This is a genomic window from Streptococcus rubneri, from assembly GCF_004785935.1.
GTDB classification, from domain to species: Bacteria; Bacillota; Bacilli; order Lactobacillales; family Streptococcaceae; genus Streptococcus; species Streptococcus rubneri.
Genome location: NZ_SRRP01000001.1, coordinates 1,225,797 through 1,251,002 on the forward strand (window position 1 = coordinate 1,225,797; position 25,206 = coordinate 1,251,002).

Annotated in this window: 17 protein-coding genes; 11 read left to right on the forward strand and 6 right to left on the reverse strand. The window is 43.5% G+C overall.

The window, feature by feature from the left end; all coding sequences use genetic code 11:
- Positions 1-297 precede the first annotated feature (297 nt).
- Positions 298-1,266 carry a hypothetical protein gene (locus E5S68_RS06135; protein WP_135782773.1) on the forward strand — a complete coding sequence of 323 codons (969 nt, stop codon included), beginning with the start codon at positions 298-300 and terminating at the stop codon, positions 1,264-1,266.
- Between the two features lie 217 nt (positions 1,267-1,483).
- Here E5S68_RS06135 and hutI read toward each other — a convergent pair whose 3' ends face one another.
- Positions 1,484-2,731, reverse strand: a complete 1,248-nt coding sequence (gene hutI, locus E5S68_RS06140; protein ID WP_135782774.1) for an imidazolonepropionase — start codon at positions 2,729-2,731, stop codon at positions 1,484-1,486.
- 201 nt (positions 2,732-2,932) lie between these two features.
- Here hutI and E5S68_RS06145 point away from each other — a divergent pair, with 201 nt between their 5' ends.
- The 8 genes from E5S68_RS06145 to hutG all read left to right on the forward strand — a co-directional run bounded on the left by E5S68_RS06145 (position 2,933) and on the right by hutG (position 13,117).
- On the forward strand, positions 2,933-4,963 hold the full coding sequence (locus tag E5S68_RS06145; RefSeq protein WP_135782775.1) for a urocanate hydratase: 2,031 nt from the start codon (positions 2,933-2,935) through the stop codon (positions 4,961-4,963).
- Positions 4,964-5,045: 82 nt separating this feature from the next.
- A complete protein-coding gene (ftcD, locus tag E5S68_RS06150) occupies positions 5,046-5,945 on the forward strand; it encodes a glutamate formimidoyltransferase (RefSeq protein ID WP_135782776.1) in 900 nt (299 codons plus the stop codon).
- 12 nt (positions 5,946-5,957) lie between these two features.
- Positions 5,958-6,587, forward strand: coding sequence for a cyclodeaminase/cyclohydrolase family protein (locus tag E5S68_RS06155; RefSeq protein ID WP_135782777.1), 630 nt, complete (start codon positions 5,958-5,960; stop codon positions 6,585-6,587).
- Between the two features lie 56 nt (positions 6,588-6,643).
- On the forward strand, positions 6,644-8,317 hold the full coding sequence (locus tag E5S68_RS06160; RefSeq protein WP_135782778.1) for a formate--tetrahydrofolate ligase: 1,674 nt from the start codon (positions 6,644-6,646) through the stop codon (positions 8,315-8,317).
- Positions 8,318-8,332: 15 nt separating this feature from the next.
- The gene (locus E5S68_RS06165; RefSeq protein WP_135782779.1) at positions 8,333-8,911 is read left to right on the forward strand and encodes a HutD/Ves family protein; all 579 of its coding nucleotides are present in this window, start codon (positions 8,333-8,335) and stop codon (positions 8,909-8,911) included.
- A gap of 21 nt (positions 8,912-8,932) precedes the next feature.
- Positions 8,933-10,270 (forward strand): APC family permease, encoded by a 1,338-nt coding sequence (locus E5S68_RS06170; RefSeq protein ID WP_135782780.1) that lies wholly within the window; start codon positions 8,933-8,935, stop codon positions 10,268-10,270.
- 230 nt (positions 10,271-10,500) lie between these two features.
- Positions 10,501-12,042: a histidine ammonia-lyase gene (gene hutH / locus E5S68_RS06175; protein ID WP_135782781.1), complete on the forward strand. Its 1,542-nt coding sequence runs from the start codon at positions 10,501-10,503 to the stop codon at positions 12,040-12,042.
- Positions 12,043-12,130: 88 nt separating this feature from the next.
- The gene (gene hutG, locus E5S68_RS06180; RefSeq protein ID WP_135782782.1) at positions 12,131-13,117 is read left to right on the forward strand and encodes a formimidoylglutamase; all 987 of its coding nucleotides are present in this window, start codon (positions 12,131-12,133) and stop codon (positions 13,115-13,117) included.
- 177 nt (positions 13,118-13,294) lie between these two features.
- Here hutG and E5S68_RS06185 read toward each other — a convergent pair whose 3' ends face one another.
- The 5 genes from E5S68_RS06185 to E5S68_RS06205 all read right to left on the reverse strand — a co-directional run bounded on the left by E5S68_RS06185 (position 13,295) and on the right by E5S68_RS06205 (position 22,582).
- Positions 13,295-16,219: an AAA family ATPase gene (locus E5S68_RS06185; protein ID WP_135782783.1), complete on the reverse strand. Its 2,925-nt coding sequence runs from the start codon at positions 16,217-16,219 to the stop codon at positions 13,295-13,297.
- A gap of 132 nt (positions 16,220-16,351) precedes the next feature.
- Complete coding sequence (gene metF, locus E5S68_RS06190; RefSeq protein WP_135782784.1) at positions 16,352-17,227, reverse strand: methylenetetrahydrofolate reductase [NAD(P)H]; 876 nt, start codon at positions 17,225-17,227, stop codon at positions 16,352-16,354.
- Positions 17,228-17,298: 71 nt separating this feature from the next.
- On the reverse strand, positions 17,299-19,548 hold the full coding sequence (metE, locus tag E5S68_RS06195; protein WP_135782785.1) for a 5-methyltetrahydropteroyltriglutamate--homocysteine S-methyltransferase: 2,250 nt from the start codon (positions 19,546-19,548) through the stop codon (positions 17,299-17,301).
- 266 nt (positions 19,549-19,814) lie between these two features.
- Positions 19,815-21,428 (reverse strand): glycoside hydrolase family 13 protein, encoded by a 1,614-nt coding sequence (locus E5S68_RS06200; protein ID WP_135782786.1) that lies wholly within the window; start codon positions 21,426-21,428, stop codon positions 19,815-19,817.
- 113 nt (positions 21,429-21,541) lie between these two features.
- Entirely contained in the window at positions 21,542-22,582 is a 1,041-nt protein-coding gene (locus E5S68_RS06205; RefSeq protein WP_135782787.1) for an acyltransferase family protein, read from the reverse strand.
- A gap of 120 nt (positions 22,583-22,702) precedes the next feature.
- Between E5S68_RS06205 and pabB the strand changes: the two genes are divergently transcribed.
- Positions 22,703-24,433, forward strand: a complete 1,731-nt coding sequence (gene pabB / locus E5S68_RS06210) for an aminodeoxychorismate synthase component I (protein WP_135782788.1) — start codon at positions 22,703-22,705, stop codon at positions 24,431-24,433.
- Complete coding sequence (locus tag E5S68_RS06215; RefSeq protein ID WP_135782789.1) at positions 24,430-25,080, forward strand: alpha/beta fold hydrolase; 651 nt, start codon at positions 24,430-24,432, stop codon at positions 25,078-25,080. Before pabB ends, E5S68_RS06215 begins: the two co-directional genes overlap by 4 nt.
- Positions 25,081-25,206 lie beyond the last annotated feature (126 nt).

Sequence of the window (25,206 nt, forward strand, 5' to 3'; positions counted from 1 at the left end):
TTATAAACATTCTGTTTCACTCACATGAAGACAGAATGAGCGCGAACCAAATTTAATTCAATTCTTCTCTATTCTATCAATAAATTTTCCATTTGTATATAGAAAAGTCGAAAAAAAATATAATTTTTTATAAAAAGTCTCTTTCCATATTTTTTACATATAAATCATTGTTTTTATAAGTTTTCGTTTTCTGTAAAGTAATGTTATACCAAGCCTTTTAACGCCTCTCTTTTTGAGCACCTTGTCAACAGAGCGCTTTCATGATATACTTTCAGTATCAAAGTGAAGGAGACATTTATGATTAAAGAAAAACGCAATAAAGGGTTTATCTCTGGCCTTGTCGTTTCCCTCTTCTTTTTAGCTTTTGCTGGGATGATGCTTTTTCTCTGGAATCATCATCAAAACCCTACTGCTTCTTTCCCTGAAGCTAAGAAATCTGGAGATACTGTTACCATGAAAGTCTACGATATCTATCCAGAACCTATCGGAACCATCGATAATGGTCACGTCATCTATTTGGTCCAATACGATACTAAAAATGATGGAAAATATGCAGGGATTGAAGCCAAGAAAGACGATGCTGCTATCAAGGAAATTCTGGAAAAAGCAGACAAAGGGGAACTACAAAAGAAACCTTATACCCTTAAGGGAAGTCAGTTAGCCCCCCTACAATCTTCTAGTAACAATTCTCGAAATGAGCGCATTGTCAACTACAGTGAATTTATCCGTTCTGTCCTTGATCCTAGCTCTGTCGTTGCTCTCAATATGACTAAGAATTATTATTTCAGCTTGACCGAATACCAAAAAGATGGTTTTGTCTTCCTAGGTAGTTCCCTTCTCATTATAGCGGTAGCCATCTCAACGCTTGTGGCTAGCTTCTTCCTTCGAAAACGAACTATCGCTTCTTACGAAGAACTCTACCAAGCCTACCCAGAGTTACAAGGGGACATCAGCCATGTTGCTGACCAAGCAAGCTATTACAACCAAGAACTAAAAGTAATCTTATACAAAAATCATTTAATCACCTATTTCAAGGGGACTCAGGCAGTAGACCTCCGAGATGTCCAACAACTCTACTTGACCATCACTCGCATTCGTCAATCAGCCATTTCCCGTCCGATCTACCAACTTTGCTGTATCCGCAAGGACAGACCTAAGAAAAAATTCAATATGCCTATTCGAAACAAGAAAAATGCTGAAGAACAGCTTTACACTCTCTATGCACAGATTTCTGAGAAATTCCCAGAAGTCAAGCTTGGTGTATAACATACAGCCATCAAGAAAACCTTATCGACTAATTGGAAACACCCGTGACGCTAGGTCAAGAGACCGCTCGCTACGGGTGTTTTCTTTTTGAGGCAACTATGGTCACTAACTGTTTCGATCTCACTTGCCTGTAAAAACCAGAAAAGGATCTTATCCTGTAGAAGTAGAGAATAAGATCCTTTTCAAAACTTTAGGAGCCTATGACTAAAAGGGAGAATTAAATGACTTTCTTCCCATGTTTATAGACATCAGTCACGAGGTTAGTTGCAAAGAAGTAGAAGAGATAATCTAGGTTTGGTGCGTCATAAATAGTAATATCCGCATCCTTTCCAGGATCCAAGCTTCCGATTTTGTTTGCCCGATCCACCGAATAGGCCGCATTAATGGTCACAGCATTGAGAATTTCCACTGGAGTCAAGCGCATCATGAAGCAACCAAGGTGCATAGCAAACTGGAGATTGGCTGTCGGACAAGATCCCGGATTGCTGTCAGTCGTTAGGGTAATGGCCATACCAGCATCCAACATCTTACGAGCCGGTGCATAGGTATCTTCCATCAGACTAAAGGTTGTTGCCGGCAAAAGATTTCCTATGACCTTTGCTTCGGCCAGTTTCTGAATCCCTTCGTCGGTAATCACCATCAGGTGTTCTGCGCTAGTTGCTTTCAACTCAGCCGCCACATCTACTCCACCGATGGACTCGATTTCATCTGCATGAATCCGTAGCTTAAAGCCCATTTCCTTAGCTTTAGAGAGAAGATAGCGAGATTCATCTGCTGTAAAGACACCCTTTTCACAGAAGATATCGCAGAATTCAGCCAGATTGTCTTCTTTCACTTTCGGAAGCATTTGTTCAATGATGAGATCTAAATACTCCTTTGAACGCCCCTTGTACTCCGTTGGAATCGCGTGAGCTGCCATAAAGGTTGAAACCAGATCAATCTCATGGTCATGATCCAAGGCTGCAACCACATCTAATTGCCGTTTTTCAGTTTCCCAATCCAACCCGTAACCACTCTTAGCTTCAACGGTTGTCACCCCATGACGCAACATATAGTCCAGAAGACGTTTAGACTTATCATAAAGATTCTCAAATGAAGCTTCTCGTGTCGCCCGAACGGTGCTCAGAATCCCTCCCCCTTGAGCGAGAATGTCTAAGTAGGAAACACCCGCTAACTTTTTAGCAAATTCATGTTCACGACTGCCTCCATAAACCAAGTGGGTATGGCAATCGATCAAGCCAGGGGTGGCAACTTTTCCTTCATAAGATCGGATTTCCGTATGGTCATCTACCAGCTCTTGGTCTGGCTGACCTGTTCCAATCGCGAGAATCTTTCCATCCTTTATTGCAATATAAGCATCGGAAAGGATTTTTGCCTCTGCCATCTCCTCGCCATAAAGAGGATGGCCTAGATCATTTGGACAAAACAACTGGTTAAAGTGGGTTAAGATTACATCAGCAGACATATGAATATTTTCCTTTCTATTTCCATTATGATTTCATTTTATAATTCTAAAACAAAAGCGTCAAAAAAAAGTCAAAAACTAGTTTGCTCATCTTTTTTTGCTTTATTAAAAATTTATTTTTTTTTTGACTCTTTATTGACGCTATTTCGATACAATAAAGAAAATATAAATCCATAGTTCAACTATAAGGAGGTTCCTACTATGACATTTATCGACGATAAAGAAATTGCAGCAGCCATGTCTGTCAAACTTGACTATGATGTCCTTCCTGAAAAGACTACTTTTCAAGAAGGAATCCGACGTGCGCCAGATAGAGGCTTCCGCTTGACGCAAGCTCAGACTGAGATTGCCCTCAAGAATGCTTTGCGTTACATTCCTAGAAAATTCCATCAAGAGTTGATCCCAGAATTCTTAGAAGAATTGAAAACTCGTGGTCGGATCTACGGCTACCGTTTCCGTCCAAAAGAACGTATCTATGGAAAACCAATTGATGAGTACAAAGGTAAATGCACTGCTGCTAAGGCTATGCAGGTCATGATCGACAATAACTTGAGTTTTGAAATTGCCCTTTATCCATATGAATTAGTCACTTACGGAGAAACAGGTTCTGTCTGTGCCAACTGGATGCAATACAACTTGATCAAGAAGTATTTAGAAGTGATGACAGAAGACCAAACCTTGGTCGTTGAATCTGGTCACCCTCTTGGCCTTTTTAAGTCTAAACCAGAAGCTCCTCGCGTTATCATTACCAACGGTCTTTTGATCGGTGAATATGATAACATGCACGATTGGGAAATTGCTGAAGAGATGGGCGTTACCAACTACGGTCAAATGACTGCTGGTGGATGGATGTACATCGGCCCTCAAGGAATCGTCCATGGTACCTTCAACACCCTTCTCAATGCTGGCCGTCTTAAACTCGGTGTTGCTGATGACGGCGACTTAACCGGCAAACTCTTCATTTCATCTGGTCTAGGTGGGATGAGTGGGGCTCAAGGGAAAGCGGCTGAAATTGCAAAAGCTGTTGCCATCGTTGCAGAAGTGGACCGCTCTCGTATCGAAACCCGCCACTCTCAAGGTTGGATTAGCCAAGTGACAGCCAGTGCGGAAGAAGCTGTGAAATTGGCTCAAGCAGCACTGGAAGCTGGTGAGTCAACTTCGATTGCCTACCATGGAAATATCGTAGACTTGCTCGAATATGTCAATGAACACCAAGTCCATGTTCACCTCTTGTCTGACCAAACCTCTTGTCACAACGTATACGATGGTGGGTATTGTCCAGTTGGTATCAGCTTTGAAGAACGGACTCGTTTGTTAGCAGAAGACAAAGAAACCTTCCACCGTCTCGTCGATGAAACCCTGGCTCGTCACTATGCAGTCATCAAAGCCTTGACTGCTAAAGGCACCTACTTCTTCGACTACGGTAATGCCTTCATGAAATCTGTTTACGACTCTGGCATCAAGGAAATTTCTAAGAATGGTTTGGACGACAAGGACGGCTTCATTTGGCCATCTTATGTAGAAGATATCATGGGACCTATGCTATTTGACTATGGTTATGGTCCATTCCGTTGGGTCTGCCTCAGTGGTAAACACGAAGACTTGATTGCAACTGACCATGCAGCTATGGAAGCGATTGATCCAACTCGTCGCTACCAAGACCGCGACAACTACAACTGGATTCGCGATGCTGAAAAGAATCAGCTAGTTGTTGGCACACAAGCTCGTATCCTCTATCAAGATTGTATGGGACGTGTCAACATTGCTTTGAAATTTAATGAACTCATTCGCCAAGGTAAGATTGGACCTGTCATGATTGGACGTGACCACCATGATGTATCTGGTACAGATGCTCCATTCCGTGAAACTTCCAATATCAAAGATGGATCTAATGTTACTTGTGATATGGCCGTTCAATGTTACGCTGGTAACGCTGCTCGCGGTATGAGTCTCGTGGCGCTCCACAACGGTGGTGGTACTGGTATCGGTAAAGCCATCAACGGAGGATTTGGTCTCGTTCTAGACGGTAGCCACCGGATCGATGAAATCATCAAGTCTGCTATTGCATGGGATACCATGGGCGGTGTTGCTCGTCGGAACTGGGCACGAAATAACCATGCGATTGAAACAGCCATCGAATACAACCGTCTCCATGCAGGCACAGACCACATCACCATTCCTTATCTTGCAGATGAAGATTTGGTCAAAGATGCAGTTCAAAAATTATTTTAACATCAAAAAATAAAAACTGAGAAAGGGGAGGAAATACAAAGACTCCTCCTCCCCACCTTCTCCTATAAAAAGAGGTAATCATATGGCAAAAATTGTTGAGTGTATTCCAAACTTTTCTGAAGGACGCAATCAGGCTGTTATTGACGGATTAGTCGCGACCGCAAAAAGTATTCCAGGTGTCACATTATTAGACTACTCGTCTGATGCCAGTCACAATCGCAGTGTCTTTACACTCGTTGGGGATGAAGAAAGTATTCAAGAAGTGGCTTTCCAATTGGTAAAATACGCATCTGAAAACATCGATATGACTAAACACGAAGGCGAGCACCCTCGTATGGGAGCAACAGACGTTTGTCCATTCGTTCCAGTCAAAGATATCACAACAGCAGAATGTGTCGAAATCGCCAATAAAGTTGCGGAACGCATCAATCGTGAATTAGGTATCCCAATCTTTCTCTATGAAGATGCAGCAAGTCGTCCAGAACGCACCAACCTTGCTAAAGTGCGCAAAGGCCAATTCGAAGGAATGCCAGAAAAATTATTGGAAGAAGACTGGAAGCCAGACTACGGTGAACGTAAGATTCACCCAACAGCAGGAGTTACCGCTGTTGGTGTCCGTATGCCACTCGTTGCCTTCAATATTAACCTTGACACAGATAATTTAGATATTGCCAATAAAATTTCTAAAATTATTCGTGGATCCAGTGGTGGATACAAATACTGTAAAGCAATCGGTGTCATGCTAGAAGATCGTAACATCGCACAAGTCTCTATCAACATGGTCAACTTGGAACAATTCCCACTGTATCGTGTCGTTGAAACTGTTCGCTTCGAAGCACAGCGCTATGGTGTTCGAATCATCGGAACAGAACTCATCGGTCTTGCTCCTGCTAAGGCTTTGATTGACTCCGCTGAGTACTACTTGCAATTAGAAGATTTTGACTACAGCAAACAAGTCTTGGAAAATCACTTGTTGGGTTAGAAAGGGAGTTCTATGAAACTAGTTGACTTAAGTATTACTGAGTTTGCCAAGGTTCTTGGTTCTGATGCTCCAGCTCCTGGGGGAGGCTCTGCCGCTGCCCTATCCGCTGCGAATGGGATTTCCCTTACAAAAATGGTCTGTGAACTCACCATTGGTAAGAAAAAATACGCTGAATATGAAGAGCACATCAAAGGGGTTCACGAAAAAAGCGCAAAACTCCAAGACCAACTACTAGAAGCCATCGACAAGGATACAGAAGCTTTCAATGTCGTATCAGCTGTCTTTGATCTTCCAAAAGAAACTGAAGAAGAGAAAGCCGCTCGTCGTGAAGCCATGCAAAAAGCCTTGAAACATGCGACTGTATCTCCTTTCTCTATGATGGAGCTCATCGTTGAGGCTCTTGAAACAACAAAAGAAGCTGTTGGTAAGTCCAACACCAATGCGGCTAGTGACTTAGGAGTGGCTGCTCTCAACCTTAAAGCTGGACTTCAAGGTGCTTGGCTCAATGTCCTGATCAACATTTCAGGAATCAAGGACCAAGACTTCGTCCAAGAATACCACGGCAAGGGACTCAAACTCCTCCAAACAGGTTCTGAGCTTGCAGATAGCATTTACCAAATCATTTTAGACAGTCTATCTTAACCCCCCTAGTAAACAACTCCTGCTACTAAAAATTATACAAGGAAAGAAGGGATTCTATGGTTTTATCGGATATTGAAATTGCCAATTCTGTCCAAATGAAACCCATCACCGACATCGCCGCCGAACTAGGATTAACTGAAGAGGATATATCTCTCTACGGAAAATATAAGGCAAAAATTGATGGCAATCAATTGGAACAGTTGAAAGATAAGGAAGATGGAAAGCTGATTCTTGTAACAGCCATCTCACCTACACCTGCTGGAGAAGGAAAGACAACAACCTCTGTTGGTTTAGTTGATGCCCTCTCTGCCATTGGTGAGAAAGCCGTTATCGCTCTCCGCGAACCATCTCTTGGCCCTGTCTTTGGGATCAAGGGTGGAGCTGCTGGTGGAGGTTATGCTCAGGTTGTTCCAATGGAAGACATCAACCTTCACTTTACAGGAGACTTCCATGCCATTGGGATTGCCAACAACCTGCTTGCAGCCTTGATTGACAATCACATCCATCACGGCAATGAGTTGGGCATCGATTCTCGTCGCATCACTTGGAAACGAGTGGTCGATATGAACGACCGGCAACTCCGCCATATTGTCGATGGCCTTCAAGGAAAGACAAACGGAGTTCCTCGTGAAGATGGTTTCGACATCACAGTGGCATCTGAAATCATGGCTATTCTCTGTCTCTCAGAAAACATCCTTGACCTCAAAGAACGCCTTGATCGCATCATTATCGGTTACAACTACCAAGGACAACCGGTCACAGCCAAAGACCTCAAAGCCGGAGGGGCTATGGCAGCTGTTCTCAAAGATGCCATTCATCCCAACTTGGTACAAACCTTGGAACATACTCCTGCTATTATCCACGGTGGACCATTTGCCAATATCGCTCATGGCTGTAACAGTGTGCTGGCTACTAAACTAGCTCTCAAATATGCAGACTATGTTGTTACAGAAGCTGGTTTTGGAGCAGACTTAGGTGCTGAAAAATTCATTGACATCAAGTGCCGCATAGCAGGACTTAAACCTTCTGCCGTAGTCCTCGTCGCAACCATCCGTGCTCTCAAGATGCATGGTGGAGTTGCCAAAGCGGACTTGGCTACTGAAAATGTCCAAGCTGTCATCGATGGTCTACCAAACCTGGACAAACACTTGGCCAACATCCAAGAAGTCTACGGCCTCCCTGTGGTCGTTGCCATTAACAAATTCCCACTGGATACCGAAGCCGAGCTAGAAGCTGTTTATGAATCTTGTAAGAAACGCAATGTAGATGTTGTCATTTCGGATGTCTGGGCAAATGGTGGAGCTGGTGGACGCGACCTAGCTGAAAAAGTCATTCAACTAGCTCAAGAAGAAAACCACTTCTCTTATGTCTATGACGAAGAAGACAGCATTGAAACAAAACTGACCAAGATTGTCACAAAAGTTTATGGTGGTAAAGGCATTAGCTTAACACCGGCGGCCAAACGTGAACTAAAAGAATTGGAAGCACTTGGTTTCTCCAACTACCCAATCTGTATGGCCAAAACGCAATATTCCTTCTCCGATGATGCCAAGAAGATCGGAGCACCGACAGATTTCACTGTAAAAATCAGTAACCTTAAGGTAGCAGCCGGAGCTGGCTTTATCGTAGCTCTCACCGGAACGATCATGACCATGCCTGGCCTGCCAAAAGTTCCAGCCAGTGAAAAGATTGATATCGACGCCCAAGGCAATATCACTGGACTCTTTTAAGAAAGAGGCCATCCTATGGTGAGTATCCTTCATCTTACCCCCGCAGATTATCAGATATCTACTTGGTCTGGTGGCCAAACCACCCAACTCCTCCTCTCTCCAAAAGAGGGAAGTTACCCGGATCGAACCTTTGATTTCCGCCTCTCTACTGCAACGGTAGAGGTTGAAAAAAGTGACTTTACTGATCTATCTGGCTACCACCGTATCTTGATGCCCTTGGATGCATCCATTAGGCTCAATCATCTCGAACAAGAAGTGGTCTTGAATCCTTTTCAAAGTTACTTCTTTGATGGCGGAGATCCCGTATCTAGTCAAGGGACCTGTCAAGACTTTAATCTGATTTACAAACCCTCTTACCAGGGGCATATGAGCGCTATTTCCCCTCATGAAAGTGTCAGTAGTCAGAGTCGCTATCAATTTATTTATGCACTCTCTTCGCTGACACTCGAATGGGGAAAGGAGCATACCAAAGTTCTTCAAGCGCATGAGCTTCTGGTTCTCGAACAAGCATCTCCCCTTCAAGAGATGACAATCACGTTTTCACCCCTTCAGTCTGGGGAGCAAGCAATTGCTATCTGGACTGCACTAAAATAATGTTAAAAAAGGAGAGACATTATGAACGGAGCACATAAACAGTCGATTGAGGAACAGGAAAAAGCGAAATTCAGCTTTAGCGGTGCCACTTTGTACGGTATCAATGCCGTGATTGGATCTGGTATCTTCCTCTTACCTCAAAAAATTTATGCCGGTTTAGGACCAGCTTCTCTAGCTGTCATGTTCGGGGTAGCCGTTCTCGTCATGCTATTATCAGCCTGTCTGGCTGAAACAGCTGGTTACTTCGATAAAAACGGAGGAGCCATGCAATACTCCAAAGCAGCTTTCGGAGACTTCGTCGGCTTTAATGTCGGAATTCTCGGTTGGGCTGTTACAGTCATTGCTTGGGCTGCCATGTTAGCCGGCTTTGCCAAAATCTTCATCATTACTTTCCCAGCATTCGAAGGCTATAACCTACCAATTAGTATCGTTATGTTGGTTCTCTTGAGTATTATGAATATCGCCGGTCTGAAAACATCTAAGATGTTCACTCTGACAGCTACTGTTGCAAAATTAATCCCAATTGTCCTCTTCTCGCTCTTTGCCATCTTCTTTATTTCTGGTGGCGTGAGCAAGGGTAACTTCACACCTTTCCTTCAATTGGAAAGTGGTTCAAATCTCTTTAGTGCTATTTCGAGTACTGCAGTCTACATCTTCTACGGATTTATCGGATTCGAAACCATGTCCATCGTCGCAGGGGAAATGCGCAACCCTGAAAAGAACGTTCCCCGTGCTATCTTGGGATCCATCAGTATCGTATCTGTTCTCTACATGTTGATCATCGCTGGAACAATCGCTATGCTTGGTGGACGTATCATGGAAACCGGTGCACCGGTGCAAGATGCTTTCGTTGAAATGATTGGCCCTATCGGAGCTCCTCTTGTTTCTTATGGTGCCCTCATTTCTATCGCCGGTCTAAACATTGGTGAATCCATCATGGTACCTCGTTTTGGAGCTGCCCTAGCAGACGAAAAACTCTTGCCAGCAGGTCTTGGAAAAACAAACTCTAAGAATGCTCCAGTCATTGCCATTGTCATTTCAGGTGCCTTTGCATTCTTACTCTTGTTGTCTGGATCTTTCGAATCATTAGCAACTTTCAGTGTTGTCTTCCGTTTCTTCCAATATATTCCAACTGCTTTGGCTGCTATCAAACTTAGAAAAATGTACCCAGACAAAAAGGTTACCTTCCGAGTGCCATTTGGTCCTGTTATCCCAGTTTTAGCCGTTGTGATCAGTATCTTGATGATTGCCGGAGACAATATGATGAACTTTGTCTGGGGAGTTGTTGGTCTCGCTATCTCAAGTGGCCTCTACTTCGTCTTCCACAGTAACAAAGGAATTAAGCCTACTAAGAATTAAGCCTAAAATTGTCCCCCTAACTAGATGGGATTGTTATAGGGAGTGAGTGGACTCCCCTTCACTACTCCCTTCCCATCTTATCACCAAACGAATATCAAACCTGAGCTCTTTTCTCTAAGCCTCCTTTAAATCCTTTTAAGACGGATAGACAAAGAGCCCATGTTTGGTATTCATACTGTAGTAATCAACACTACTTCCACAAAATAGATACTTATAAACGGAGGTTTTATATGACTCAATTGATTCATTTAGATGGTAATAGCTTAACACTTGAAGAAGTCATCGCTGTAGCTCGCCACGGGGCTCAATGTGAGCTGGACAAAGAAGCACAGGAAGCTGTTATCGCTTCTCGTAAAATCGTCGATGACATTGTACGTGAAAAACGAGTGGTCTATGGTGTTACCACTGGCTTTGGATCTCTCTGTAATGTCAGTATCTCTCCAGAAGATACTGTTCAACTTCAAGAAAACTTAATCCGTACCCACGCATCAGGCTTTGGAGATCCACTTCCTGAAGATGCTGTTCGTGCCATTATGTTAATTCGTATTAACTCACTCTTAAAAGGTTATTCTGGCATCCGCCTTTCAACTGTTGAAAAACTATTAGAATTGCTCAACAAAAATGTCACTCCTTTTATTCCTGAAAAAGGTTCTCTTGGAGCATCTGGTGATCTCGCTCCTCTTTCTCACATGGTTTTGCCAATGTTGGGACTTGGACATGCCTACTACAAAGGTCAACTTTTAAGTGGTCAAGAAGCTCTCGACCAAGCTGGTATTGAAAAGATTCAATTAGCTGCTAAAGAAGGGCTTGCTTTGATCAATGGTACAACGGTCCTAACTGGTATCGGAGCTCTTGCGACATACGATGGTATTCAATTGCTCAAACTCTCTGATATTGCAGGTGCTCTTTCAATGGAAGTTCACAATGGTATTACAAGTCCATTTGAAGAAGACCTTCATACCATCCGCCCACAAAGTGGACAATTGGCAACAGCTCGTAACATTCGTAACCTTCTTGAAGGAAGCAAAAATACGACCGTTGCGACTCAACAACGGGTACAAGATCCTTATACACTCCGTTGTATCCCTCAAATCCATGGAGCAAGCAAGGATTCTATTGCTTACGTAAAAGAAAAAGTTGAAATTGAAATCAACTCTGTTACGGATAACCCAATTATTACCAAAGAAGGCCATGTCATCTCCGGTGGGAACTTCCACGGTGAACCAATGGCGCAACCATTTGACTTCTTAGGCATTGCTCTTTCTGAAATCGGTAACGTATCTGAACGTCGGGTGGAACGCTTGGTCAATAGCCAACTTAGTAAATTGCCATCCTTCTTGGTCAAACACCCTGGCCTCAACTCGGGCTTCATGATCACGCAGTATGCTTGTGCATCCCTTGCATCTGAAAACAAAATCTTGTCTCACCCAGCTAGCGTAGACTCTATCCCATCTTGTGAAAACCAAGAAGACTTCGTCAGCATGGGAACAACTGCGGCTCGTAAAGCAGCAGAAATCCTCAAGAATTCTCGTCGCATCGTTGCTACTGAAATCATGGCCGCTTGCCAAGCCTTGGATCTCAAACCAGAAAATCAAGAACTTGGTAAAGGTACAAAACCGGCCTATGACATGATTCGCAGCAAGGTTGCCTTCATTGAATTTGACAAGGACATCGAAATCTTCGAAGAACTCAATAAAGCATCTGCCGTTGTTGAAAGTGAAGAATTCTTAGCAACAATTGAAAAGGCTGTTGACTTAAGCATTCAATACTGATACAGTAAAAATACAGCAGAAAAAAGGCTGGGAAATTTTCTCAGCCTCTCCCTTTCTACCTAAATACAGACAAATGGAGGCATGTAACGTGCTTAGAGATTACTACCCAATGACCTACAGCTATTACCAAGGCAGTATTGAAGATAACCCCTATACAGCCAAGTGGGGCATGCTGACGAGGTTTTTGGACTTAAATGATGAAACCTTGACCCCTTTTGACGAAGTGACCTTTGGAATCCTCGGTTTCAAGAGCGATAAAGGAGTTTATATTAATAATGGTCGCGTCGGTGCTGTCGAGAGTCCTACCGCTATTCGAACCCAAATCGCCAAACTTCCTTGGCATTGGGGGACCAATGTCTCTGTTTTCGATGTCGGTAATATCGATGGTCCTAATCGCTCTCTCCAAGAGTTGCAAGAAAGTCTCTCTCAAGCTGTCAAACGGATGCTCGACTTAAACATTCAACCCATTGTTCTTGGTGGCGGACATGAAACAGCTTATGGGCACTACCTTGGCCTGAAAGCATCCTTGCAACCAAGTGAGCAGTTGGCCGTCATTAATTTGGATGCCCATTTTGATTTGCGTCCCTACGACCAAACTGGTCCCAACTCTGGAACAGGATTTCGTCAAATGGCAGATCATGCAAGACAAGAGAGCCAAGATTTCCCTTACTTAATCTTAGGAATTCAGGAACATAGCAATAACCTATTCTTATTTAACTATGTCGCTCAAACTCCTAGCATTGATTTCTTAACCGGACAAGACCTCTTCCAGATGAGTCACCAAGCGATTTTCGATCGTATCGATCACTTCTTAGAAAAACAAACGGCTGTCTACCTATCCATCGACATGGACTGCTTTGCCGTTGGATCTGCCCCTGGCGTAAGTGCTATTCAGTCACTAGGGGTTGATCCAAAACTAGCTCTCATGCTCCTCCAACACATTGCAGCCAGCGGAAAGCTGATTGGATTTGATATCGTGGAAGTTTCGCCTCCTCATGATATTGACAACCATACTTCCAATCTTGCTGCAACCTTTATCTTTTACTTGACCCAAATCTTAGCACAGCAAAAATAATCCAAGGGCTAGGACATCCCCAAGAAACATAAAAGGCTTAGAAGTACCTGATTAAACAGGCGCATGCTAAGCCTTTTTTCATTCTTCAGTTATCGACTGAATCGTTTTTTTCTTTATTCCCAAGGGAAGTAAATATAAGAAACGCCTCTGCACATTGGCTATAACAAAGGGCCTCCTCTACATTTCTTTTAGTTTCTTAAGGAATTGACGATCTCTATATGGATTCAGTTGTTGTTCTGCCACCTTTCGGTAGTAGTTCATATCCTCTCTCAAGAATCCAAGTAATACAGCATCCAACTCCGCTCCTTTTTCCTCTTGCCGCAATAAGAAAGCTAGAAGATAATGGACCATACCCTTATCTCGTGGATTCGCCGACTGCTTCATAGAAATTTCTTTTCGAGCGAGGTAATCAGCAACCTTTTCTTGTTCTCCCTGCTGGCAGGCGATTAAGGTTTGATAGAATTCCAGTTGGTCCTCCTTCCAAGGGAAGCTGACCCTTGACAAAACCTTCTGAGCACGTTCGAAACAGAGACTTGCTTTCGCAAAATCTCCCTGCCAATAATAGGCAATCCCTAGATCGATATCAAATACGACACGAACAGACTCGACCGCTTGATCCCCCACTAAATTCAGGACCTCTTCTAAGTGGGTTACAGCCACCTGAAAATGGCCCCTAATTTGCTCAATTTCTGCTAGATAAGCCAAGGAAGCCGCAATTTGAATAGCATACTTATCCTGCATACTACGGGTCAAACTAAAGCAGTCAATCGAACGATAGAGATGACGTGTCGCTTGCTCCTCATCGCCCACCATCAGGTAATAGAGCCCTTTTAAGCGTAATTGTAAGGCGATGGCTTCGTGATTATTGGCTTGAATAGCATCCTCCAGAGCTAAATCTGTGTAATAGGCCATTTCAGAAATATTTTCTGTCTGGATACAATAATAGATAATCTGCCGGTAGCCCTCTAGAAGATAGTCTAAATGTTTCAGTTCTCGAGCGTAGGAAATAACCTTTTGGATAGCATGGATTCCCTTTTGATACTCACCGGTCCGAATAGAATAGCGACCCTCTAAATACAGATAACGCAGTTGCAAGTACTTATAGTCTTTATCCTTTTGGTAACGAGGGAATAGGTCATTTACTTGCTGAGAAAGGCGGGTTAATTCCCCTATGATATCCAAATGGCTATTAGCCCCATCCACCACCTGCTCTTCCTCGCCCTTATAAAAGATTGGAAATAGTTCGTGCTCTAGTTGCAGAATTTCTTCCAAATAATTTAGCTCGAAGGACAAGGAGCGTAAAAGATTCTGAGACTGCTTGTACTGGTAGGCAATTTCCTTATAAAAGAGAAGGTCTGTCGAATCTTCTAATGTTTCTTCCAGTTTTTTGGCAATCTGTTGGTGGAAAAGTCGCCGTCTAGCAGGTGATAAAAGCTGGTAGAAATACATCCCCACCAGTTGCTTGTTAAAGCAGACAGAGAGAAGCTCCCCTTCTTCCTCCAGACGAAGAATCCCTTTTTCTGACAAAGAATCCAGTGTTCCCGTTACCATCTCCAAGTTCACGGCTGTCAAATCGGCTAACAGTCTCATAGAGATGGGCTTATGAAAACAGGATAAATACTGCAAGATAGACTCTTCCTCACTAGTCATTTCGCCAAGCTCTTGAGCGAGGTAGGCTTGAATGATCTCCGGTAAGGGCTCTAAGCTCTCCTTTTCTTTCCACTCTTCAATGTAGCTGGAGAGGATAAAGGGACTTCCTTCACTCCAGTCTATCATCTTCTCAATGATGGCTGGCTCTACCTGACCAAGCTCTCCTTGCAGGAGGCTTCGACTTTCGCTCGGACTGAAATTTCTCAGTTCTAGTTGGGACAAGCGTCTTTCAACTTGGAAACGTCCAAGAAAGCTAGACAAATGAGAAGATAAAGGAGGCTCAGCAGAAAGAATTATCCCCAAATGATCCTGTCTGCAGCTTTCCTCGAGCTGGGCAATTTTTTCCAGAGAGCTTGCATCAATCCACTGTACATTCTCCAGCAGGAGGACAACAGGTTTTTCTTGGGTAAATTCCTGAAGAATGCTAGCTATTAGCTCCACATCATCATCTTCCTTAGAAAGACCCAAACCTGCTTTTTCTAAAGCAACTCCAAGTTCTTTCCAACTACTTCCTTCTTGGTGCTGATGTGCCAATTTTGCTTCCAGCTTAACAAAAAGAAAACTACGATTGGACATCAAGACTAATTGGCGTAACAAGCGTTTCTTTCCCGTACCCGATTGGCCCAAGACGAGAAGAGGTCCTGAAGACTCCCCTACTTCAACCAGAGACAGGTAATCCTCAAGCTGAGAGAGTTCCTGCTTACGACCAAAAAAGGATAGTTCACGGATATTGGACCGTCTAGTCAGTTTATGGGTCCGTTTAGCTTCTAAAACAGAGTGATAGAGTTCCTCTATCGCCCGACTAGGACGAACACTGAGCTCACGATCCAACAAATCGACCAGCTTGTAATAGGTCTCAAAAAATTTCCCCAACTGGTGATGGAACCTGTAATACTCCATCAAAAGCTGATAGTTTTTCTCTTCAAACTCATCTAGCTCTACTAAATGATGGAGCAAAGATTCTATACTAGGATCCCCAAAGCCATCTTGGTCAATCTTTTGATAACAGCTTTCGATATAGAGTTGCTTATAAGCATTGCGCTTACGAGAAGCCCACTGATCAAAATCTTCATCGTCCTTGACATAAAATCCTTCTAGGAAGTCTCCCTGATAGAGATTTAAATGTCTGATTGGATCTCTTTCAAAGAGCTGAACATCCAGATGAAGATCCAAGTCAGGATTGAGGGCCAGACTACTTCTACTTGGAGAGACAATTACATCTCCTTCAAAGATTTTATTGGCCTGATAAACGGTATTCCGTAAATTCTTCCGAGCTACTTGGTTTTCCTTATCTCCCCAAAGAATTCCAGCTATTTCGTCCCGATTGACCTCACCCATCACTGCTAAATAATAGAGCAAAGCCTCCATCTTTGAGAAAGAAAAGCGAATGTCTTTCTGATTGACATAAACCTTCGGGGGGCCAAATAGCTTTAATTTTAGATTCCTCTTCATTGCAAGCGCCTCCAAAATCTGTATATTAATACTATAAAAAAAAAGTCGCCTTTTAGCAAGTGATTTACACTCGTAAAAAAAGACTGGGAACATAACGTCCCCAATCTCTCCATTTTAGATGGTAATTGTTGATTAAATTCCCTCAAAGTGTGGCTGATGATTGAACAAGGCTTTGGTTGCATGGTGGACATGATAGGCTACATCTTCGTTGTTCATGGTGTAGAGGTGGACACCAGCAACATCCTGAGTGACTAAATCAACGATTTGGTCCACTGCATAGGCTAAACCAGCAGCACGAAGCGATTCTGGATCATGCTCATACTTATCTAGGATAGCCTTAAACTTCCTTGGAATATGAATATTTTCACAGGTCTTCAACAAGCGAAGGGCCTGATTTCTGTTAAGAATAGGCATCACTCCAGCATGAATGGGCACATCGATCCCCGCTAAGGTACACTTATCTTGGAAATCATAGAAGCGTTCATTGTCAAAGAAAAGCTGAGTCACTAGGCTCGAACATCCAGCATCCACTTTCTTTTTCAGATTTTGAATATCTGAAATTTGGTTTGGCGAATCTGGGTGACCTTCTGGGTAACAAGCACCGATCACATCAAAGTGAGGAGCTTCTGTTTTAATAAATTCAATCAAGTCCGTTGCATAACGAAAGTCTTTTAAAGGTTCAATACCAGGAATAATATCACCACGAAGGGCCAAGATCCGATGAACCCCTACTTGATCTAATTCATGAAGGGTATCTGCTACTTTTTCCTTGCTTAGATAGATGGCAGGTAAGTGGGCAATGGTCGGAATAGACAATTCATTCTGAATATGATTGGCTAAAGCAACCGTCGTCTCTTTGATATTGTATTTATTATTGCTAGCTGTCACACTGATAAAGTGTGGAGCTAATTCCTGCATATTTTCCAAGGCACGTAAGAGCTTGGCATTGCCTACTTCAGGATTTGGAGGGAAAACCTCAAAGGAGAGCGACGGTGTTTGCTTAGTCATCAAATGTATTCCTTTCTTGATTGAGCAATTCTTTTTTTGCTATCGAGCAAGCTTAGGAATTGCTGCTTGCTTTATAGCGCTTTACGAGCAGCTTTTGCCGCTTCTACAAGACGGATCAAGCTTTCTTTTGTTTCTTTAATACCACGTGTTTTCAAACCACAGTCAGGATTGATCCAAACTTTTCTGCTTGGTACTTTGGCAAGGATAGCTTCGATGGTGTGATCGATTTCACCTTCGTTAGGTACACGAGGTGAGTGGATATCGTAAACCCCAGGTCCAACTTCTGTTTGGAAGTTTTTCGCTTTGAGTTCGTCCAAGATTTCAAGGTTTGAACGGCTCGCTTCAAATGAGATGACATCTGCATCCATATTGTCGATAGCTGGGATGATATCTGTAAATTCTGAGTAACACATGTGAGTGTGGATCTGTGTATCTGGCGCAACTGTTGAGTGTACCAAACGGAAGGCTGGAATAGCCCAGTCAAGGTAATCTTCATACCAGTCGCTACGACGGAGTGGCAATTTCTCACGGAGAGCAGCCTCGTCGATTTGGATGATTTTCACGCCTGCTGCTTCAAGGTCAAGAACTTCATCCTTGATGGCAAGAGCGATTTGAAGAGTTGAATCCTTGATAGAGATGTCTTCACGTGGGAATGACCAGTTAAGGATAGTCACAGGTCCAGTCAACATCCCTTTAACAGGTTTGTTCGTACGGCTTTGTGCGTAGCTAGACCATTTCACAGTGATTGGGTTGAGACGAGTCACATCACCCCAGATGATTGGTGGTTTCACCCCACGCATACCGTATGATTGTACCCAACCGTTTTTAGAGAAGAGGTAACCTGACAAGTTTTGACCGAAGTACTCAACCATGTCATTCCGCTCGAATTCACCGTGTACAAGTACATCAAATCCAACTTCTTCTTGCCATTTGATCCATTCGTCGATGGTTTCAGCAAGGAAGGCATCGTATTCTTCTTGAGTCAATTCACCCTTCCGGAAGGCCAAACGTTTCGCACGAACTTCTTTCGTTTGAGGGAATGAACCGATGGTTGTTGTTGGAAGAGCTGGAAGTTTGAAGGCATCTTCTTGGATAGCTTCACGTTCAGCAAAGGCTGGCAAACGAGTGTAGTCTGCGTCAGTCAATCCAGCGATACGAGCCCGAAGCTCCGCATTTGCTCCGACACGTTCCGTCGCAAAGAGTTCTTTGTTGGCAGCAAGAGCTTGATCTCCTTGGCCATTGCGGATAGCATCCAAGTCACGAAGTTCTTCCAATTTTTCAACTGCAAAGGCAAAGTGGTTCAAGATAGCTGGCTCAAAGTCTTCGTTAGCCGTTGTAAATGGCACATGAAGTAGTGAGCAAGAAGTTGTCAAAACAACGTTTTCAGCTGGTACTTGTTTCAAGATTTCCAAGCTTGCTTCGTAGTTGTTGCGCCAGATATTCTTCCCATTGACAATCCCTGCATAAAGAGTCTTGTCAGCTGGGAAGCCACCTTTAACGAGTTCAAGAGTTTTCTTCCCTTCAACGAAGTCAAGACCGATCGCATCTACTGGCAAGTTCACAAGGTCAGTGTAGATGTCACGCACGTCTCCGAAGTATGTTTGAAGCAAGACTTCAAGACCTTTTTTGTCAGCCAAGAGCTTGTTGTAGAGGTTCAAGAAGAGGGCTTTTTCTTCAGCTGTCAAATCTTTAACAAGAGCTGCTTCATCCAGTTGGATACGAGTAGCACCAAGTTCAGCCAATTTAGCAAAAACATCTTGGTAAGCAGCCACTAAGCTATCCACGAAGTCTTCTGCTTTTACGCCTTCTTCAAAGTCTGACAATTGAAGGAAAGTGAAGGGACCAACCACAACTGGACGAGTGTCAAGACCCAATTCTTTCGCTTCTTGGTACTCATCAAAAATCTTGTGACCAGCCAATTTGACTTCTGTTGTTTTTTCAAATTTTGGAACGATGTAGTGGTAGTTGGTGTTGAACCATTTCTTCATTGGAAGAGCACGCACATCCCCTTTTTCACCTTGGTAGCCACGCGCCAAAGCGAAGTAGCGTTCAAGATCTGTCAATTCTAAGTTTTGCACAGACTCAGGAACCACGTTGAAAAGAAAGGCTGCATCTAGGAAGTTGTCATAATGTGAAAAATCATTTGATGGGATTTCAGTGATCCCTTTTTCTTTGACAATATTCCAGTGCTTAGCACGCAATTCTTTTGCTGCATCTAACAAATCTTCTGCTGTGATTTCATTTCTAAAATATTTTTCAGTTGTAAATTTTAGTTCGCGGAATTCACCCAAACGAGGGAATCCGATAATTGTAGTTGACATGTTTTGTCCTCCAAAAATTCAAGTTGAGTCTATCTTATCAGAAGAAGCCCCTTCTGTATAATTGCTTTTCAATGGTTTTTGATATAGTTTTAAACTATACCCTTATAAATCAAGGGTTTTTGCCTATTGTCATTGACCAGAACTAATAGTCCTTATAAATAATAACTATAAGGCTTCTACCAGACAGACTGAGCCCCCTCCCATTGGACAGTCCTAATCTCCACTAAAACAAAAAAAGAAGCTATCCGCTTCTTTTTTGTAGGAACTTATGCTCTAGTTAGTTGCACACAAAAAGCATCCCAAGGCTCCAACACCTTCTTCTCTTTGACCTGCTCTACATCTGTATTGCTAATAAGAACAGACTGGTAGTCTTCCTCCAGTTCAAACCTCTGGACTTGACTAGACAAATTGACAACGACCAAGTAGCGCTGGTCCTCCTCTACTCGTTGATAGGCAAAGACTTGATCTGCTGTATTAAGTAGCTCAAAGTCAGCAGAAACCAACCAGTCTTGTTCCTTACGGAGGGCAACCAATTGTTGATAGGTATAAAAAATGGATGAGGGATCAGCCAAAGCCGCCTCTACATTAATTTCCTGATAGTTTGGATTGACTGCTAGCCAAGGGTGACCAGTCGTAAAACCAGCCTGTGGCTGCTTGGACCACTGCATGGGAGTCCGAGCATTGTCCCGGCCAATATGCCGGATCTGGTCCATAATGGTGTCGAGGTCTACTCCCTTTTCTAGACTTTCCTTGGCATAGTTGACGGACTCAATATCCTCAATTTCATCTAAACTTTCAAATGGATAGTTGGTCATACCAATCTCTTCTCCCTGATAGATATAAGGGGTCCCTCTCATCAAATGAAGAAGAATGGCTAAAGCCTTCGAGGACTTCACCCGATAGGTTTGGTCATCTCCCCAGGCAGAGACAAGCCGAGGAAGGTCATGGTTGTTCCAAAAGAGGGAGTTCCAGCCTTCGTCCATGCCCAGTTCCGTCTGCCACTTGTTGAAAATTTCTTTCAACTTAGGAACATTGAGCTTCTTGGCATAGTGCCATTTTGGCTGGCCTTCTTGGAAGAGAAGGCCAATGTGTTCAAATTGAAAGACCATCGACAATTCCTCATTGTCAGGACCAGAGTATTGCTTGGCAATCTCAGGTGTAGCTCCCCAGGTCTCCCCAACCGTCAACAAATCCTTATCCCCAAAGGTCGCTCGATTCATTTCCTTCAGATAGGGATGGAGCATAGGACCATTGGCTACGATCTTCTGATCTGGAATCTTTCCAATCATATCGATGACATCCATCCGAAAACCACCGATCCCCTTGTCGATCCAAAAGTTCATCATGTCATAAATCTTCTGCCGAAGTGTCTCATTTTCCCAATTCAGGTCCGGTTGCTTCTTACTAAAGAAGTGCAAATAATACTGCTGGGTAGCTGGATCAAATTCCCAAGCTGAACCACTGAAGGTAGAGAGAAGATCATTGGGTTGGTCTCTCCAAATATAGTAGTCTCGCTCTGGACTGTTTGGATTTTCCTTGGCCTCGATAAACCAGGCATGCTCATCAGATGTATGGTTGACCACCAAATCCATGATCATCTTAATACCGCGCTTTTGCCCTTCAGCGATCAAGTTTTCCATATCCTCCATGGTCCCAAAGATAGAAGCAATCTCCTCGTAATCGGAAATATCATAGCCATTATCATCCATAGGACTTTGGTAAACAGGCGATAGCCAAATAGCTGTAATGCCTAACTTCTCCAAATAATCCAGCTTACTGATGATCCCCTTGAGATCACCGATTCCATCTCCATTGCTATCTAAAAAACTCTTGGGATAGATTTGATAAATCACGGCATCATGCCACCATTTTTTCTTCATACGCTTCTCCTTTTTGGTTTCACTTGTAATCCCTTACATCATAACCAAACTGGAAAAGAATTGCAACCCTCAGCTGACCTATCTGTCTCCCTTAAAATAAAAAAGAAGTCTCTCTAGAGAACTTCCTTTTCAAGACTTCGATTCTTCTTTTCTTTTTGCCAATTGTGATAAGAAAGCATGGCCAATCCAAAGAGGTGACTACCAAACAAGGCGGCCACAAAAATCAGCTTGCCCCTGTCTGGATAAGAAAGTGGGAGATTGCTAAAGCCATAGCGAGCCCATTCGATAAAGATCGGATGCGAAAAATAAAGCGCCATGCTCATCTGCTTTAAGTACTGTAAATCATAGCTTTTCAAAAAGGACGATCGCAGACAAGCATTAACCAAATAGACCGTCACAAAGGGAAGGAGCAAGAAAAAGTTCTTATCAATTCCTTCATGTTGAAAAATGATGAGGCCTTCTAGACAGAACAGTCCAAAGGCAAGGGCCACTTTTTGCCAGCGGTGAACCCTAAAGGTTTGTGCATGAAAATGATCATAGAGATAGTAACCCATAAAGATAAAAACAGGCGTGTAAAAGAGACCATTTCGCGCTGTGAAAAATAAGTTGCTGTAGAGTTGGTATCCCTTGAGAAGACTCGTGGTGTCCAGATAAGCTGAATAGGTCTCGATCAAACCCCAGCAGTATAGAAGAAAGGTGATCACCCCCGTCCAAACCATACCTAGGCGTTTGACCAATTGATTGACCAAAAACAGGCCCAGCAAAAAGGCTGGGATATACCAGAGTTGGTAGCACATTCCCAGATAGAGAAGAGCAATCAGAACGCCTGCTGGAAAGAGATAGACAGGGAGATGGAGACTAGCAAAAAAGACCCAGGCATAGGGAAGATAGACACAACTCCAAAATAAATAGGTTTTTACGATTTTGACCAGGTAGGCCTTCATTTTCCTTGCATCCCTTAGTGATTGCTTGAGGAAAAAGCTGGCACAGACGATAAAAAATGGCACCGCTAGCCGTCCAAGGATACTCTTGAGACCAAAATGCACCGGCTCATAGGAGGTCAAGCGACCACTATGCACCAAAATCACTGCAATCGCAAAGAGGTATTGAAAAAGACTAATACTGGAAGTGTTATAGAGGGAATTCTTTTTCATGGTCCTACTCCTTCGCCAAATGCAGATTCTATGGTTATTTTAGCATGAAAGAGAGGACCAAGCAAGGAATCCTTGCCTCCTTATCTACCTTTTTTCCTCTATTTTTGATATACTCAAAGCATGCATAAACAAACGATTATTGATTTTAAAGAGCTTGGATTGCGACACGTTTTCACCAAGCCCCTAAAGGAATTAAAAACAAGAGACCTCGGCCAAGTAGAGACTCTTCTGAGAGAGGTAGAAGCCTATCAGGAAGCTGGTTTTTATGCCGTAGGCTATGTCAGCTATGAAGCCGCTCCTGCTTTTGAGAAAAAATTAGCCGTCCACCCAGCACCACTCATGGGAGAGTATCTCCTCTATTTCACCATCCACGAAAAAGTAGAAACCCTTCCTTTCCCAGAGGACTACGAGGCAGTGGATCTTCCAGCCAATTGGCAGGAAGAGGTAGAGGCGCCTTCTTATCGAAAAGCTATCGAGACCATCCAGCACCACATCCGTCAAGGGGATACCTATCAGGTCAACTACACCGTCCAGCTTTCTCAGGAACTAGAGGCTGATCCTTTGGCCATCTACAATCGCTTGGTAGTAGAACAGAAGGCCCATTACAATGCCTTCATCCAGCACGATGATGTGGCCATCCTCTCCATCAGTCCTGAGCTCTTTTTTGAACAAGATGACAGGCTACTAACCACCCGCCCTATGAAGGGGACGACTCGTCGTGGTCTCACTAGCCAAGCCGACCTCAAGGAAGCCGCTTGGCTAGAAGCCGATCCCAAAAATCGAGCAGAAAACATGATGATTGTGGATCTCCTCCGCAATGACATGAACCGGATTTCGGAAATTGGAAGTGAGCAGGTGACCCATCTCTGCCAGGTTGAGCAATACTCTACTGTTTGGCAGATGACCTCGACCATTGAAAGTCGCTTACGTCCCGAAGTCGACCTAGTCCAAACCTTCCAGGCCCTCTTTCCTTGCGGTTCCATTACAGGGGCACCGAAGATTTCCACTATGGAAATTATTCAACAGACAGAGGTTGCTCCTCGTGGCGTCTACTGTGGAACAATCGGCATCCTTCTTCCAAAAGGTAAACGAATTTTTAATGTAGCCATTCGAACCCTTCAAATGCAAGGGCATCAAGCCATCTATGGCGTAGGTGGAGGCATCACTTGGGACAGTAAATGGGAAAGTGAATACCAGGAGACCAAGCAAAAGTCTGCTGTCCTCTACCGACAAGAGACTCGTTTTGAGCTCCTGACGACCGGCCGCATCCACCAAGGAAAACTGACCTTCCTGGAGCAACACCTGACCCGTTTAAGAGAGGCCAGCCGCTACTTTGCCTACCCTTATGATGAGCCAAAACTCCTGAAAGAACTTCAAGAAGAGCTTGCTCGTTTGGATTCCAACCTTGACTATCGTTGTCGGATTGCCTTGCAAAAAAACGGGTCCTTCCAGCTGGCTATCACCGAGCTGAAGGACTTGCCAGCTAGCTATCTACAGGCTCAACTGACCGAGCAAAAGCTTGATCTAGCAACTCCGTTTACTTATTTTAAGACTAGCCAGCGAGCCCATCTAGTAGCTAAAGATCACGAGCAGATCTTCTATCTTCCTGATGGCAGCTTGTTAGAAACGACAATTGGCAATCTCATCCTTGAAATCAAGGGTAATCTCTATACCCCACCAGCTCACCTCCCTATCCTCGACGGGATTTACCGCCGCCATCTCTTAGAAACTGGACAAGTAGAAGAAAAACTGTTAACGCTGAAGGATTTAGGAGTCGCTGACCAAGTCTATGCCTGCAATGCCCTGCGTGGCCTCTATCCACTCGATTTCACTAGAGAGGAATCAGAATGAAACTTATTTTTTTACATGGCCTAGGACAGGATGCCCACTCTTGGCAAGGGGTCCAAGATGCACTTTCCCCCTTGCAATCTGAATCTTTCGCTATTTTCTCCCATCCAAGCGAAAGCTACCAGGAGGCCAAAGAAAGATTGACGGAGTACCTCCAACAAGAAAGTGAACCCTTTATTCTGGTTGGACTCTCACTGGGAGGCGTTCTCGCTCTCGATCTCTCCAGCCGAGACTTGCAACAACTCAAGGGCTTGGTGCTTTCAGGGACGCAATACAAACTCAACACCAATCTCCTCTATAGGCTCCAAATTCTCCTTTTTCGTCTAATTCCCAAGCGTGTCTTTGAAAAGCAGGGGGCCAATAAACAGCACATGTTGCAAATCTTTACCGAATTAAAAAGTCTCAATCTAACCGATACCGCTAAAACCTGCCCTCTTCCTAGTTTAGTGATCTGTGGCAGCAAGGATGGGGCCAATCAGGCTTCTTCGAAAAAGTTGGCAAATCTTCTGCCCAAAGGTCACTATCAAGAAATCGCAGATGGAGGCCATACGCTTAATACTCAGAAACCCTATGAACTTGCAGAAGCCATCAAGGAGTTTGTTGGTGAATTTAAAAATGAAGAGGCTAACTTAAAAAACAGTTCCTCTTAATGTAGAAAAAGTATTTTTTCATGTTACATAACTTAAAAAATCAAGAAATTTAAAGAAATGTTTATTTTCTAAAGTTACTCATGAATACCTTGAGGCTTTCCACCGTGAGAAAAGTCCTTGAAATAG